General features: G+C 48.3%; 9 protein-coding genes and 1 pseudogene. All 10 read right to left on the bottom strand.

Annotated features, from left to right (window positions below; genetic code table 11):
* Window positions 1-40: 40 nt before the first annotated feature.
* A pseudogene (locus DW896_RS07200) lies at window positions 41-322 on the bottom strand (hypothetical protein); the annotation flags it as partial.
* A gap of 801 nt (window positions 323-1123) precedes the next feature.
* Window positions 1124-1774 (bottom strand): hypothetical protein, encoded by a 651-nt coding sequence (locus DW896_RS07210; protein ID WP_005823861.1) that lies wholly within the window; start codon window positions 1772-1774, stop codon window positions 1124-1126.
* A 48-nt stretch (window positions 1775-1822) separates the two neighbouring features.
* On the bottom strand, window positions 1823-5029 hold the full coding sequence (locus DW896_RS07215; RefSeq protein ID WP_119993061.1) for an efflux RND transporter permease subunit: 3207 nt from the start codon (window positions 5027-5029) through the stop codon (window positions 1823-1825).
* Window positions 5029-6501 carry a TolC family protein gene (locus DW896_RS07220; protein ID WP_005823863.1) on the bottom strand — a complete coding sequence of 491 codons (1473 nt, stop codon included), beginning with the start codon at window positions 6499-6501 and terminating at the stop codon, window positions 5029-5031. Before DW896_RS07220 ends, DW896_RS07215 begins: the two co-directional genes overlap by 1 nt.
* The gene (locus DW896_RS07225) at window positions 6498-9569 is read right to left on the bottom strand and encodes an efflux RND transporter permease subunit (protein ID WP_119993063.1); all 3072 of its coding nucleotides are present in this window, start codon (window positions 9567-9569) and stop codon (window positions 6498-6500) included. The genes DW896_RS07220 and DW896_RS07225 overlap by 4 nt, the downstream gene beginning before the upstream one ends.
* A 58-nt stretch (window positions 9570-9627) precedes the next feature.
* Window positions 9628-10701, bottom strand: coding sequence for an efflux RND transporter periplasmic adaptor subunit (locus DW896_RS07230; protein ID WP_165852966.1), 1074 nt, complete (start codon window positions 10699-10701; stop codon window positions 9628-9630).
* Between the two features lie 124 nt (window positions 10702-10825).
* The gene (locus tag DW896_RS07235) at window positions 10826-12508 is read right to left on the bottom strand and encodes an O-antigen ligase family protein (protein ID WP_119993068.1); all 1683 of its coding nucleotides are present in this window, start codon (window positions 12506-12508) and stop codon (window positions 10826-10828) included.
* Window positions 12509-12542: 34 nt separating this feature from the next.
* A complete protein-coding gene (locus DW896_RS07240) occupies window positions 12543-14501 on the bottom strand; it encodes a transglutaminase domain-containing protein (protein WP_119993070.1) in 1959 nt (652 codons plus the stop codon).
* A gap of 45 nt (window positions 14502-14546) precedes the next feature.
* A complete protein-coding gene (locus DW896_RS07245) occupies window positions 14547-16466 on the bottom strand; it encodes a hypothetical protein (protein WP_009037135.1) in 1920 nt (639 codons plus the stop codon).
* A 1-nt stretch (window position 16467) separates the two neighbouring features.
* Window positions 16468-17358: a signal peptidase I gene (gene lepB / locus DW896_RS07250; protein WP_005835276.1), complete on the bottom strand. Its 891-nt coding sequence runs from the start codon at window positions 17356-17358 to the stop codon at window positions 16468-16470.

Here is a 17358-nt window from a genome sequence, read left to right on the forward strand (position 1 = left end):
TCAGGTACTTAAAAAAAATATTTTATAATAGTGTTGCGGAATTAAGGTAATAATCTACCGCCAACTTTATCAACGAATCCGACTGCATGCTATCCAGATAGTTCTTATCACGGGCTTGTGTCAACAGCAGCACATAGTCTGCCCGCTGCTTTCCACGAAGCTTCTCCGGATGAGGAATTTGCTCCAACAGCAGCAATGCACTGTCAGAATATACATCCATATACCTCTCTACCTTATCAAAAGCATTGAATACGTTCTTCTCTACGCAAGAACCTAACAGTACGCAAACGGACAAAAGTCCAAGATATAGCAGTTTTTTCATATGAACATGTTCTTTACCAGATTATCATTACGTATAACTCCTATGCCCACAGAATCCTTTTGGAGATAAATATTCACACCAGCCAACGGCAATCCTTTTTCCCCATCAGTCACAATGCCATTTGTCTACGCATTAGAAACAACTGCACAGCAGAATGTTATGAACAGTACTATACATCGCTTCATAATCCATGTATATATAATTAAACTTTGGATGAGAATAAGCTTTTTTACGGCCTCTCCCTTCAAAGATACAAAAAACCGCTTCAACAATGTACAAAAACAAGATAAATGTGGCAAACAAAACAAATAGCTCAGAGCTTGTTTCCCCTTACATAGGCTTCCTTTCCATTTTCTGTACGGAGTTATCAGCGCCTATCGGCCGTGATGCGCTCTGCCAACGGCCGTCAACCACTCGACTAACGACCGTCAACAAGGTGCTTCATAACCGTTGAACACCTATTATACTCATAGTTTCCCCATACTGTGCACCTATCTTATTCCTATTATGAGCCCAGCTGCAGTCTATCGGTAAACGGTCTTTTACGAAGTTAATACCGTGTTTACACGAAACGCTTATCGTGTAAACAAGATATTTGCAAAATGCTGCACATTCTATTAATACACTAACAAACAAGATATTAACTTACCTTCCGGCGTATTTCCGCTGTGGAAGCAAAAGTTGCTTCCACCTTTTTGAGTTGCTTCCACAGCACTTGTAATGCCGATGAATAAAGGGATGCAGGAAGTAGGTGGAAGTGTGGAAGCAGAAATGATAAAACTAAGCAGAGATAATTTTCCCTTAAAAGCAATAAAACTCCAGAATCTGCTGGAGCAAAGCATCCTGCTTTCCCGGACCTTTTTCCAACTCCACACTTTTCAGGTTATAGAGTTGTGCCAGCAAAGCTGACGACTGCTTCTCGCAAAGACGGGAATCATGTACCTGCTCCATCCAGCAGACGGTCTCTCCCCAAACATCTACCGAAAGATGTGACAAGACTTCTGTCGGGGCTCCCCCCTTCTCCACCTTACGGAAGATTTCGACCAAAGCACACAACAAGCTGGACATTATCTGTTTACAACGGGAATGGGAACGGGATTCCCGGTTTCTGAAACGTAGCAGGAAATAGTACCCCAGCCATAAATAAACGGTGGTGACTTCTGCATGGATTTTCTCTATCCTCTTCCAATGCGCAACCAAAGCAGCATCAATTTCTTCCAGAATCGCATCCGTATCATCTTCTATGTAGTATTTCTGCGCAAGACACTCTATCACGCACCCCCATTTCGCCATATCCACACACTCTTGCGTACGCCCCATCCATACATGGGCTTCCTCCAATATCCGGAATGCCTTTTCTCCACATTCCGGAGCATCATAAAACCGATACTGACGAAACAACAGAAGAGACTGACATAATAACTCATCCAAAGAGTACTCCGCACTTTCCATATTTAAAATTCAAGTATCCATTCAGGTAACAAAATCGAGCAAAAGTAATCATTTCCTAAGAAAATCACGCTGTTTCAGCACAAAAACCGGCAGGAAAAAGAAGATACCGATGACGGACATCACCAGTCCGCCAATGGTACCCGCCGCCAATGGAAACCAGAAAGCTTCCTTGTCCTCACCTATCATGAAAGGGATAAATCCCAGAATGGTAGAAACTACCGTGAGGAAAATAGGAACGACCTTCGCATTCCACGCCTTGACGTAGGCACGAAGAGCGGAAAGACGGGGGAAACGACGTCGGATGCTGTTGTACTCGTTCAGGATATAGATGCTGGCATTCACCGTGATGCCGCACAGCAGGACGAACGAGGCAAAACCGCCCTGGTCGAAGTTCAGCCGGAACCAATAGAAAGTAAGAAATACCCCGATATAAGAAACCGGAATCACAAAGATGATGGCAAGCGGCTGCTTCAGGGAGTTGAACAGAACGCTGGTCGTAAAGAAGATGATGGCTATCACCACCAGCAGAAGCAGGTATTGGCGGTTGTCCTTCTCGCCCCATGACCAACTGTTGCTGTCCGACTCGGCTGTATAACCCATCGGCAACAGTTTGTTGAACTCCTCCAGGTCACGTTTCTGTATCTTGTTGCCCATCTCATTGGAGCCGATATATTCGTATTGCAGGCAGAGGCGGTACTGCTGGTTTTCTTTGGCAATCTCCTGCGGCATCTGTCCCTTTTCCACAGTAGCCAGTTCGGAAAGTTTGTAATGCTTGCCGTTTCCTACTCCATAGGGAAAGAACTGCATTGCCCAGATGTCATATTCGGCAGACTGGCGGGAAGAGAGCTTGATTTTCTCCATCCCCTGCTCGGCCGCTACCGAACCAATCTCCAGATTCTTGCCAAAGATGGGGCGCACCGCAGAGAAAAGCACTTGCGCGTCGATGCCCTCTTGCGCCATGCGCTCCTTGTTCAGGTTGAAGTAGAATTCCTGATAGTCATCCTTCCACCAGGAGAACTCCGAATTGATGAGCACTTCCTTGATACGCCGGTGCGTCAGCAGCTTGGCCTTCAGCTTCTCCGCCCACTCATAGAGTTCGTCGTAGTTGTAGCCGTACATCCTGATGCGGTAGGAGCCGGCACTCTCGCGGACGTCATTACTGAACCCCTGGTCCTGCAATCCGTAGATGCCCCAGCTGCCGCCTCCCAGTTCCAGTGCCTTGCTTATCATATTGGCTTTCAGTGTATAGGGAAAACCGCTGTTCCGGGCTTCCTTCTTGAAATAAATCTGCATACTGGCACGCCGGGGGCTGTAGATGGAAGTATGAAACTGCCTGATTTCCTTGAACCGGCTGAGGTAGGTCTCCATACGTTTCATCAAAGTGTTCATCTGCTCGAGGGTGCTGCCATTGGGAAGGTTGGCGTTGGCATAGAGCACCACCTCCTCATTACGGGTGAAGTAACTGCCTTCGTACACCTTCTGTATGAAAAGCCGCAAGCTGCCGCCCAGCGCCTTGTCCACAATGGGTTTCACCGACTCCTTATAGGTATCCGAACCGAATACCTTATTGTAAGCAGCTTCCCATTTTCCCCCTCCTTCCAGTTTGTCGGGCAACAGAAAAACGGGCAGACCGAAACCCAACAGTAACAGCAGGCATACAGCCCAGCGCCAACGGCACAGAAAACGGATGAGAGCAGAATAGCAGCAGGAGAAATAAACGGGGAAACGTCTGAAAATCCGTCCCAACCTTGTTTTGAATGTTTGCGTCAGCCCCGGCAAGACAAGACGCCTCTTCTTCCCCGTAATCCGCCTCACCAGTCCTATCTTCTCAATCATCGACGGAACAAAGAACAACGCCACCATCAAGGAAACAGCCAGATTGATGATCACTACCGCTGCAAAGTCCTGCAGGTTGAGCCGTATCTTCTCGTCAAGGAAGAAAATGATAACAAGCGCACCCATCGTAGTGAGGGTTGCCGCCAACACCGACAGGAAGGCCTTGAGATTACGCCGATGCAGAATGTGGTCGGTCATGACAATGGTGCTGTCTATCACCAGATTCAGCGAGACAGTGATACCCGCCAGCGAATAAAGCTGCATCTCAAGTCCGAAGAGGTAGTAGAAGATAAGTGCCACCGCTATATTTACAGCCAGGCTGGTAACTATCAGAAAAAGATATTTCAACTTACGAGTAATGAGCCATACAAATACAAGCAGGATGAGTACCGTCAAACCGGTACGGAAGTAAATCTTGTCCAGTTCTTCCCGTATGTACTCGGTCGCATCATAGCTGGTATGCACTTCATATCCGACAGGAAGTACCTGCCGAACAGCTTCCATCTCGTCCATCACGGCACGGTTCAGTTGCAACTGGTTGGCAGTTTCTTCCGCAGTAATGGATAGATAGACGGAATTCAGCCCATTGATGCGGTAATAGCTTTGCGGCTCCTCCTCCATACGGACAGCCGACACCAGTTCGTCCAAGCGGAGCAGTTTCCCGTCGGTAGCCGTCACGGTGATGGCAGCAGGATTAAAACCAAGGGAGTTGCTCTCCGGCACCAGTGCCAGGCGTATCCATTCCCGGCTACCGTTACCTGTATCCACATTGTGCGTACCCAGAAATTCCTTCCGGTAATGCCGCTGTACTGCCTCGCTGATGTCCGATAGGGTCACACCCAGCAAGCGCAACTGTTCACTGTCATATTCCAGTCTCCACTCCATGGGCGTGGCACCGCTGAGTTCCACCTTATAGATACCCGGAATATTTGCCAGCCGCGGCTTGATATGCTCCTCGGCATACTGCTGAATCAATATCGGAGTGGAAGGGGCATTCAGTGTGAAGGACATGAAAGGGCGTGAGGCGTTCTCGTCGGGCACTTTCATGTGAATGGTGGGATAGCTGACACCTTCGGGCAATTGGGGCCACGTCTGCCGGATGATGGTGGAAGCTTCGAAGCGGACTGCCTCGACATCGGCATGCTTGTCCAGCTCCACAGTAATGTTGCCGTAGCCGTTGCCCGAAGTGGAGTTCAGCCGCTTCACTCCGCGGATACGCGCCAGCATGGATTCCAGCTTGCTGGTCACTTCCATCTCCACCACCCGCGACGAAGTGCCAGGCATGCTGAAACCCACCGTGAAGCCGGGCAGGCTGCGTGACGGATTCAGCTTGACGGGGAGCAGCGGTATCAACGCCACCCCTACCAAAGCAAGGCAGACAAACGCCACTATGACGGTGAAGGAAGAAACTCGTTTCATCAGTTATTATAATCAAATTTTTCCGACAGCGAAAATCCGCTGGCAAAGTCGTGCAACGTCAGTTTCCGTATCTTGTAATAATTCAGCCAGTAGTCCTGCAAGGCGGAGATGTAATTGCGTTGCGCTTCCTGCTGGCGGTTCAGCGAGAGGGTCAGGCTGTTGATGTCTGCCTTGCCGATAATGAAGCGCTGGCGGGTTTCGTTATACGCCAGGATGGCAAGGTCGAGGGCCTCTTCGGCACTGGCGACGAGGGCTTGCTGGACGTTGAAGTCGCTGACGGTCATGATAACCTCCTCCTCAATGCTGATTTCACTTTGCCTGGCAGAAGTCTTCACCACGTTCAGATTGTTCCTCGCCATGTTGTATTTGCCTTTCCTCACGCCCCAGTCCACCAGTGGAATGGAGACACTGACCGACACCATCTCCTGCTGCATGGGATGCCTGTATGCTTCACCGAATTTCTCCGCCACCTGGTTGAAGCCGACGCTGGCGTTGATGCTGGCGTTGAAGCGCGATTCCTTCTTCGTCTTGTCTACTGTCTGCTCGGCTTCCAGCACTTCCTGACGAAGCCCCAGAAATTCCGGATTGTTGGCTTGAGCGGCCAGCAAAGCCTCATCAACCGGTATGGTCAGCGCCCTCGGACGTCCCGGAAGCGACACCCTGATATCCGTGTTCTTCTCCATATTCAGGAAAGATGCCAACGAAAACATGGCGCGCTTCAAGGCACTGGCGGCATTCTGCAAAGTATTGCGGGCGTTCACCACGTCGAGTTTCAGCGTCAGCAGGTCGGCACGGCTGATGGCGGCTATCTTCAGGCGCTGCATACCGATGCGGTAGAGGGTATCGGTGGAGACGGCATTGTCCTTGGCCAAGTCATATTCCGCCTGTGCCATGGCAAGCGCAAAGAAATAGGTAGTGGCCTGCTCGGATACTCGCTCTGCATTGTAAATATACTCCTTCTTCACCTTTTCGTACTTCAGCGGCTCAATCCTGCGTTCCCAACGGAAAGGATTGTAACCGACCAGACTCTGCGAGTAGCCCAAACGAACCGGAACACTGGTGAACTGGGTATACTTGTTTCCACCGAAGCTCCGCATATAGCCCAGCTCCGTATCCAGATAGAACGTACCGCCCGTCAAGTCGAAATTCTGTCTGACGGCAAGATTGCCGTATGCATAGAAGGATTGCTGGCTGCGATAGATGTCAAGGTCCTGTTCGGAGTCGTAACGCTTGGTGATATCGCGGTTGTACTGTGCCGGAGTCATGTTCAGCGTCAGGCTGGGAAGGCGGTTTGCCTTATAGGTGCGGTATTCCCAATAACCGGCCAGATACATGTTCTTGGTGCGGAAGGCTTCCAGCGAACTGTCATTCGCCAGGGCAATGGTCTGCTGCAAATCGAGCGTTATCCGCTGCTGGGCAAAAGCGGAAAGGGCTCCCAGACTGAACAAAAGTATAAGACTTAATTTCTTCATGCTCTTTCTTTTCTATAAATAAACCAATATATCAACGGGATGATGAACAGACTGACCAGTGTCCCCACGAACATCGCCCCAATCATTGCTATGGAAAGCGGCTTCTGCAGCTCCGAGCCCATGTCGAACGAGAACAGCAGCGGAACCATAGCGAAAATGGTGGTGAGCGATGTCATGATGATGGGCCGGAGCCTTCTGCGCCCCGCCTCGTGGATGGCCTCGAGCAACGGCATACCAGCCCTCCGTAATTCATTAATGGCATCCAGCTTCAAGATGGAGTCGTTGATGATGATACCGCACGTCACAATCAGTCCGATGGCAGACATCAGGTTCAGGGTATGCCCGCATATCCACAACAGAAGCAGGGCAAACGCCACATCTATCGGAATTTCCAGCAGCACGATGAGCGGCTGCACGAAGCTTTCGAACTGGGCGGCAAGAATGAAATACATCAGCAGGATAGAGATGAAAAGAATCACCACCAACTCGTCCAGCATCTGGCGGTTGGAGAAGAAACTGCCGGAGAAGGCCGTATCCCAGTCACCCGTGGCATCTGCCTCCCGCTTCACCTTTTCCATCAACTCCGGAGCATCGTCCACTTCATAGAAACGGAACGGTATATATTCACCGTTGCGTCCTGCCGTAATCGTTTTCAAATCCTCGGCCGGACGCACCTTTACCAGCTCCCGAAGCGGAATATACTCCACTTCGCCCTTACTGTCCGGACGGGTCTGTATCAATGTCTGCAGCAGCACCTCGTTCACTGTCCGCTCCTCGCCCACAATGCTGATAGGCAGGTATTGCTGGTAGGAATGGAGCATAGCTACGCTGTTCTCCTTGAATGCCGTCCGCAGCGTACGGTAAAGCTCGTCATACGAAACGTCATAGAGCAACAGCTTTTCCTGCAGGATGCTTATGTCAAGCTGGTTCTCGAAAGCGATACCTACGGGCGCTGTCCCCGTAAGCTCCGCAAACTGTTGTTCCAGTCCGCGCAATTCTTCCGCCGCCGGCGCCTTCTCCTTATTGCGGGCATAAAGTTCCGCCACCACATCGGCCTCCCCGGTCACGAAAAGCTTCTCGAACACGGTTTCGGGTGGAGAAAAGGAGACTGTCGCCAACGGATATTCCCGTGTCAGCCACTCGCCCGCCTGCTTCTGCAAGGGAGCAATCCCGTCAGGCGAGGAAGTCTTGAAATACAATTCTGCCTCCGAAGAAGAGAGAGCCTGCTCACGGTTCAGCAGATAGTCCTGCTGGCCTATGGCAGCCGTCTGTTCCACAGTCTCGTCCAGCAACTGTCCGAACAGCACATTCACACGATGCCGGTTCTCGTCCACATGTATGTTTTCGTTCCATTCCACGTGGACTATCAGTTCATTCTGGTCTATCTGCGGCATACGCTCCTTGCCGACGGAATAGAACAGAAAGACACAAAGAGGTATAGAAACCACACAGAATACGCTACTTACCGTCTTGTGGGAAAATACCCAGTCGATGCCCGCATCATAAAAACGGTCCAGCGTATGTTCCTTCAACGGATTGTTGATGCGGATGCGGGAGAACCACGACCTGCCGCGCAACCCTGTCCGGTAGACCAGCATATAGAGGACCGGCAGCAGCATGATACCCGTGAAGTAGGAAACCAGCAACCCTACCGTAACAGAGAATGCCTGGTCATAGAACAACGCCCCTGCAATGCCGCTCATAAATATCAGCGGCACAAATACGGCAATAGTGGTCAGCGACGAACTCAGCATGGGCGTAATCACCTCACTCGTTCCCGTCACGCAAGCCCGCCGCAACGAATAGCCCCGTTCGCGATACTGCGAAATGTTCTCCGTCACAATGATGCTGCTGTCAATCATCATACCCAACGCCAGGATTAATCCCGACAAAGAAATGATATTGAGTGACATCTTGAACAAGTAGAAGAACAGGAAGCAGATGACAATAGATACCACCATACTCAACCCGATGATGAACGGTGATTTGATGTCACCCAAGAAGAGTACCGCCACAATGCAGATGAACAGGAAACCCAACGACAAATTTTGCTGAAGATTGGAGATGGTATAGTCCAGCAACTCCGTCTGGTTACGGCTGATGCTAAAATCAATGTCGGGATATACTTTCTTGAAGTAGTCCATCGTGCTGTTGATGGCAAGCTTCATGTCTTCCATATTCTCGTCCGCCTGCTTGATGACGGCAAGGGTAACGGCACGCTTGCCATTGCTCATGGAGACACCTTTCTCCTTGGCAGGAACAATCTCTACCCGGCAGAAGTCTCCCAAGCGGATGATACGTCCTTCCTTTCGCAGCAGGATGCCCTTCACGTCCTCCTCTGTCCGCAGCAGGGTGGAGAACTTAATGTTGTATTCGTAGTAGCCGTCGCGCACGGTCATGCTGCCCGGCTCCACGTTGTTTTGCGCCAGCACGTTTTCTATGTCTTCAATGGAGAACCCCAACACAGCAAGCTTATCCGGGTCGGGCACAATCTGTAACTGGCGTTCGACCAAACCCGTGACATCCACCATTGCCACTTCCGCCAACTGCTCGATGCGACGCTTTATGACATTTTCGGCAAACTCGCACAAATCAAGAAACGCGCGTTCGTCCACCTTGCCGTATGCACTGTCGCTTTTTAGGGTCAGATTGAGGTAGAAGACAGGAATGTCCGTCGCACTTGCCTTTATCACCTTCGGGCGTTCGGCATCCTTGGGCAGATAGTTCATGGCGGCGTCAATCTTCTCGTTCACTTCTATGAAGGCAAGGTCGGTATTCGTACCGAAGTCGAAGCCCAGGCGGATGATGCCTGCACCATCGCGCGTCTCGCTGTCCATGTCCTTCAGTTTCGCCACCTGGATGAGCTGCTGCCGCAGAGGTTTCACCACCGTATTCTCTAATTCACGCGCCGAGGTATTCTGCGCCGACACCTGCACTGTAATTTCCGGGATGGCAATATCGGGCAGCAAGGATACCGGCAAGGTGAAGTAAGTCACCAGCCCGACAATGAAGCATGCTGTAAATGCCATCAGTACGGCAATAGGCCGCTGTATCAAAAACTTTATCAATTTTCAATTATGAATTTAAATTGTGAATTATGAATTTTCAACTTTCAATTTTCATCTTTCAATTTTCCACCACCTTCACCGGCGCCTCATGTGCCAAATTCACATTTCCCGTCACGATGACCGTATCGCCTTCTTTCAGGGCATCGTCGGCCATGCTGTAGCTTTCCGCATTCTCCAGTCCGGTCTGCACATAGTTCCACTGCGCCTTTCCGTCTTTCAGGGTAAAGACGACTTGCTTACCCGAACGCAGTACGACGGCACTTTTGGGTATCACGAGCTGACTGTCCAGAGAACGGTGTACATTTACCCTCACATTCATGCCGCTAAACAGACGTCCCCTGCCATTGACGGATGCCTTTACTTTCACCATTCCCTTATCATCTACCAGAGGATTGATTTGGGTGATGCGGCCCTCTTGTTTGGAAGCGGCATCCGAGTAAGGGGTGACAATCACCTTGTCGCCACTCTTTATCAGGGGGAGTTCACTTTCCAGTACCGTAAAGTCCACTTCCATGCCCTGAGTGCCAATGATGGAGCAGAAAGATTCCGAAGTGCTTGCCTCGTTAAAGGGCTTGGAAAAGAGGTTCGCCACCACGCCGTCGAAGGGGGCAACCAGCGTAGCATGCTCTTCTTCATAGGCGGCGAGTTCGTACTGGGAGAGACTTTGGTCGTAACCGCTCTTTACTCGTGCCAGCTTCATGATGTCGGCAGGAATTTTGGAAGTATCACCCACCGGATAGCCTTGCCCTATCAATACGTCCTGCAGCTCAAGTTCCGCTTTGTCCAGAGCATCCTTGGCTTGCGCGGTCTTGTTCTTCAGACGGAACTTATCCAGTTCGGCAAGTTTCTGCCCTTTGCGCACCGGGTCACCGTTCTTCACGTAGATGTGTGCCACTACACCGGTGGTCTCAAAACGCAAATCCGCCATGGCACCGGCGGTTACTTTTCCGTTGCTCACCAGTTCATGTTCAAAGGTCGCCCGCTTCAGGACTTTCACGGTCACTTCATTGCTTTCACTTGGCAGGACGGTTGCCACCCCTTCCTCGGACTCTTTTCCCTTTCCGGCATCGGAGCAGGCGGCAAGCAGTGCAACGGCCATGCATAGCAGGTATCGATAGTTCTGTGTCTTCATATTCATACTCAATTATAAATTGATAAAATTAATCGTTTCAAAAAAACGAACCGATATTTGCATGTGGACACTTTTTTCATAGCACTTTAGCAATTAGTTCACTCATTATTAACACTTTCCGTTTTTATTCATCTTTTTTGATATGGACAAAAATAAGCTGAATCTTTTTTATTTCCTCCCTCATCTGTCGTATTGCCGTAGAATGCACTTTCGGCTCTTTCGTCAATACCATCCGCTTCATTTTTTCAAACTTGTCCGGTTGTCTGAATCCTGGTTCCGCATAAAGCTTCGCAAGCAGATAATAGGGATAAATACGCCCCGGCAACCGATGGGTGGAACGGATAAACCAGTCTTCCGCTGATAAGCAGTCACCCATCTGCTGATAATTCTTGCCTATCACATTCAGTATCATCGGATCACAGCTGCGCTGTAAAGCTTCTTTCAAAATACGGTTGGATTTACTGAACTGCTGCTGCTTGTGCAATCCATGCCCATATTCGAACAAGAAAGATGCCCGGTCCCTCAACAGAGGATAAAGGCGCCCGTACTCTTTCTCTGCCGATTGATACGCACCTGCATTATACAGCACCCGCGCATTCATCCACTCCCGACAGGCCTGCTCCACTTGCAAGTCATTCTTCAGGCGAAAACCGCCAATGATGCCTACTGATACAGCCAGCCCCAACCATTGCCAACGGTCGGCACCGGACAAGCACGCCACAAGCAATCCTCCAAATGTAACGATAAATACCGGAAGTTGTAGCGGATAGGAGGAAAAAGAGAATATCATCAAAGAAAGAATAGCCCCACAGATACCATAACGTCCTTTACGGACTCCCCTATACAAACACAGCACGACCACAACCAATAGACATACCGCCAAAGGAATGCCCAGTTCGACCGCAGCCTGCAGATATTCATTGAATGCATATTCCGGACTTCCCGCCACACGTTCCTCCCACGGTTCATAATCACCTGCTGCAAAATAAGTTTCCTGCGCATTTCCATAGGCTGCTGCGAAATTATGAATCCCATATCCGGTCAACGGCTTTTCTGCAATGGCACGACAAGTTATCTTCCACATGAAAAGACGGCCACGTGCAGAATCGGGTTTCAAGACAAACAGTAAATAGCCCGCCAATAGCAAGACACAGAATCCACCGACCACTACCATCACCACACGCTGCCTTTGCTGCTGCCATAATAATCTGAACTTATCCGTCCAATCCATATGCCAAGCATATACACACAGACAGGAAACTCCTGCCGCCAACCATGCCGAACGGCTCATTCCTGCCGGAAGCACACAAAGGATAAGCAGCATCACACCACCAGTGACCATAGTTCCAGCCTTATCCATCACCTTTTCCCATCTTCTTCCATCATTCCGGTCAGAGCAGAGAATCTCCCCCCTCTTGGTCAGCCATTGATACAGACAGACCGGAAGTATCATGGCCAAATAGCCGGAATAAGGCCCCGGATTGAAGAAAGAACCTGTCAATACATACAAGGAATGGTTGGACACAGCATAACCATAAAGCTGACTCAATCCCCAAACAGCCTCAATGCCCCCCAGCATTACCAATACCCACGAAACCGGTATAAAAAGAAAATACCTTTTTTCCATCATCAATCCAGCCATCAACAGACATCCTGCAACTACCAATGCACTTTTATCGAAATAGAGCCATTGCCCTATAACATCAGCTACAGGAAGTCCGGAAGAAACGTTACATGCCAAAGACAATAAAACTATACAAGCAATGTAGACCAAACTTCCAGTCAATAGATTACGTACATTATTCATTCTATCTATCAAATATTCAATAGTATTCTATAATTCACCAAAAGATTTGTTTCCCGTCTTTATATTCAAAAATCCGTTCATCTTTACCGGCTGTGTGATTCTTCAGATAAAATAAAGCACCTTGAAACCCTGAATAGACAATAGAATCTGACACAGCCATTTGCCGCCCGACAGAATTCCATTTTCCTCCACCCCAATAAAACAATTCATACAAATTACCTTTATAAATAAAATTCACCTCATTACGAGGAGTATACACCACCTTCTCCACACGATGGGGACTTCCAAAGTCCATCCCGGTCCATCCTCCATCCGGATGTATATAATCAAATGAAGTATCCGGATTACCGTCAAATGCGTTCAAATATTCATGTGTATTGTCTTCAAAACTTCCCGGAGTACCTATGATTTCCCCATATAGAGGTATGGTATCTTCCGTATTCTCATAAAAAGCCAGTTCCGAGATATTACAGAAACATCCGTCAGCACCCTTATAGCGCATATACCGATACGGTTTATCAGACTTCAACCGGACCACAGTATATAGCCGATACGGAGCCTCCTTTATCAAAAGTAGAGTATCCTTCCACCCAAAGTCTGCCCGGTCGCTTCCTTCCACTACTCCCCCAATCATCCGGTCATTGAAAAGAACACTCAAAGTAAGATGGCACTTCCTATACAAGACCAATTCCTGCTTTTCAGCTTCCGGAACAATGAACCGTATCTTTCCGGTTTCACGCTCCAGAAGAAAAGGAGAAGATACTGCAGCGTATTCCTTTCCGTTCCAGGCAGCCAGCGTAAAGACCGCCCCGCCTCCCACATCCTCAAAACGAGCCTCCCCCTTCTTAAAGAAAGTATATCCTATAGGTTGCCATTGTAGTCTGTTGGCAAGGCACAAATACACCATATCCCCCTCACGAAACTGTCCGGAAAGCAAAGAATCCGGAAGAGCTACAGTCCAATTCCTGCTACCGGTATAAAGTGCAGTGACATCGCGGAAGAACGGACGTCGGAATGCCGGGTAAACATCGGAATATTTCCCCAGTTTCCGTACCGCCTCCTTATCAATACTATAGGTTGCCCGGTACATTTTTCCCCTCGAAATGCTATATTCTTCCGCTTTGCTCCATACTTCTTCATAAGGAAGATTTGCAATGTATGTCTTTCCTTCCTTATCCAAAACAAAATTCCAGAAATGAGAGGCATTGTTGTCTCCTAATACCATCACCCTATCTACTCCGCACGGAATGCCCAATGCCCGCAACACATATATCATGGCATCCGTAAACTCTCGGCAACTGCCCGTATGCCATTTCAGTACATCCGGTCCCAAATGAGGCCCCACCGGAAAAAGAGCCGTATTCCGGTAGTTCGCTTTCCGCAACGTATCCATCAACAACTGGGCGGCAACCTTAGGATTATCAGCCTCATCTGTCTTCCTGAATTCATCCAAAATCGGGCTATAGCACTCATAAATTTCTTTGCGCCAGAGAGAAAGCGGCTCATCCCCTATTCTATAAGGCAATATATATTCGCAGAAAGTATCAAAATCAACATGCTTTCCCCAAGGTTGCTCCCGCCAGACTTTGAATGCCCATTCTATATGATTGACCAAAAAAGCGGAATCCACCGTCATAATGTCCCTCTTATAAGTCAATTGATTTATAGAAAATTCTCCATCTGCTCTTTTCAAGGAATCAATCAACTCTTGCACATGCCTGGAATAAGGAAATGAAACGTATTCACTGAAATACTTCCTGTAATTCTCCAAGGCCTTTCCCTCGTAAGCACCATGAAAAGGCATATTCTCTATCAGAAAACAAGCAGCACGATATTTGTCACCGTCCTCTTCCTTGTAACGGTCCAGTACCTTTTGCAACTCCGCACGGTTATCACCGGCAAGATTCAAAGCTGTGTCCAACCACTGATTTTCCGAAGAACAAGCCATAAACAGACCTGCTGTAAACCATACCCATACACACCAATGTTTCATATCACTATTCCATTTTTTTCTATTCCAATCTGAAAGACAATCCAATCAATCCTTACAATCCGATACAAATACCTGCTTACCATCTTCCATATGAAATATCAGTTCTTCTTCTCCACGGGTACTGTCATGCAAATAGAGCAAAGCTCCCGATGGTATCCCGTCATATGGCAGAAAAGGTTTTTCTGCCATTTTCTTCCCCAATGAGTTCCAACAGCCCTCTCCCCAATAGAAGAGTTCATAATAATCCCCTATCCTGACAAAGTTATCATCGTTACGGGGCATATACATAAAATTGTCTATAGTAACAACCTTTCCAAAATCCACCGTTACACTTGCACCGGGTTTTGATGAAATGAAATACGACAACGGTTCATTATCATAGACCTGATAGGCAAAAGTATTTGCTGTGGCTGGAGCATCTCCCCAACTGTCTATAGGGACAATCTCTTCCTCTCCTTTATAAAAATGCATTTCGGCAACTTCCGCATATCCCTCTGCCGAAGAACAAAAACGGGCATAGCGACCCCTTACCGGTTTCTCAAGAATAACGTGATTATAATTGATACCGGGCGTATCTTTCACAGTACACAACAACTCCGCATTTTTAAAATCCTTATCACAAGCCGCCTCAAAATGCCCGTCTTTTATCCCTCCCATATAGTTCCTGATACGTTCCGAAAGAGGGTATTTCCGATACAATTCAGCAGAATAGCACTTGGAGGTATCTGCAACATAAGGATGTATATCCTTGCCATCAAAATAAAAAGGATTTCCAATAGGGCGATACTGCCCGTTTGCGAATGCCAACAATATATAAACCTGCCTCGAAGCCAAATTCCTGAAAAGCGCTTTTCCACTTTCTACCTTAGTAAAATCTATTCCCCGCCACCCATAAGCACTGAACAACCCCACATAAACATAATTCCCGTCCATCCCTTCTACCGGCAGTTCCAGATTCGAATCAAAATAATTATCCGACACTTTTCTTGCAAACACATCCTTAAAAGCAGCCGGTACGGACCGGTTCCGCATAAAATCGCCATCCATGTCCCATTGTCTGCCAAAACACCGGCGGTAAACCACGCTCGGGCGCCGACTGTCAATATAGAAACTTCCCCGTTTCGGCTTCCGGGAAGGGAAAGTAAAAGGAAGGCAGACACCCGTTACATCCCTCACCACATTCCACACATGCCCTTTCCGTGTTTCCGCATTGAAAGTATAGAAATCATAGGCTACCGGGACGCCGATGGCCCGCATCACATAAATCATAAAATCACAAGCATCCTGACACTTGCCGATACGATTATGCAGCAGGTACTCTCCTCCCAAATGCGGATAGTTAAAGACCCATGTAAACCGGTAAGGGTCTTCCTTCTGCAAATACTCCCAAACTACGCTAATCGCCTCCACTACATCGATACCCGTATAAACCTCGTCCAGCAAAAAGGAATAACGGTCATGGTATATCTGCCGCCAGTTGTCCGGAGTCTCATTTCCGATACGATAGGGAAGCAGCCATTCACAGAAATCTGCAAAAGAAAGGGAAGCATTCCACGGACGCTTTTTCCAACCATCAAAAGCCAAATCAATGTTATTTATCAAGAATTCAGCCCTTATATTCAGTACATCCGGTTTTCTCTGCAATCCGGAAGGGGTATAATAATCCCAATCCGGTACGGCAGTATCCTTCAGCATCACCCCATAAGCATCTGCCGAAGCCAGCACTGTTTTCAAAGAATCCAGTTCTTCACCTTCAAGGGCATAGTGATAAGGCATATTTTCTATCAAGAAACAAGCGGCTTTATATTTTTCAGGCTCATCTTTATAATGTTCCAGTACCTTTTCCAGTTCGCCTTTGTTGGTTGCAGCACACTCCAGTGCGTACTCCAATCTGCCGGAAGCATTGCAAGCCTCCAATATCCCGGCAATCAATAATATCCAGAGCAATTTAAACAGAACTTTCATCTTAGTCTATTCTTTTAAAGATACGTTTCCATCTCATTTTTCCAGTATTCGGGCTGACGGACTTCCATACCAGCCATGCCCTTCCCACTATAAATGGTTCCGGCAGTAATCCCCAGTAGCGGGAATCTTTTGAATTCACCATCTTGTCACCCGAAACAAAATAATAGTTCTCACAGAAGCGGTAATTGTGTATCACACTGTCCCCCAGCAGAACCGAATCTCCATGCAATGTCAGTTTCTTTTTCTGTTCCCACTCTATCACGTTCCGATACAGCAACCGTGTTTCCGGATTCATTCCTACCACGCTGCCTTTGGCCGGTATATAAAGAGGCCCAAACTCGCTGATAGTCCACCCATTACAGCCACCATCGGGAAAGCTCTTAAGAACAAGGCCCCGCTCCTCCGTCATTCCCGAAGATATCAATTCATCCAATTCCTCCTGCGCCTGCACATTTCCTGCGATACCATCAAATCCGGACACACGATAATGCGTATTCCTTATCTCCAACGTATCCCCCGGCATGGCGATACAGCGCTTCACGTAATACAACATCACGTCCAGCGCAATGCTGTCCCACCTGCCCGGATAAGGAAAATTGAACACCAACACATCATTCCGCTGATAATTTCTCCATCCGGACATACGTTGTATCTTCACCTCCTTTTTCTCCACGGCATCAAGCACATTGAATAGGCGTGCTCCACCCGAACATTTATCCACCAGAATACAATCACCCGCCAGCAACGACGGTTCCATCGAGTCCGACGGTATCTTGAAGGAGGTCACCACAAACACCTGCAATACTATCAGTATCACAACAAGCAGGCACAGACAGAATAATACGTTTGTTATTCCATTCAACCATTTTTTCAATTGCAGCCGCTCCTTCAT

The organism is Bacteroides sp. AM41-16, from assembly GCF_003603495.1.
Classification (GTDB): domain Bacteria; phylum Bacteroidota; class Bacteroidia; order Bacteroidales; family Bacteroidaceae; genus Bacteroides; species Bacteroides uniformis.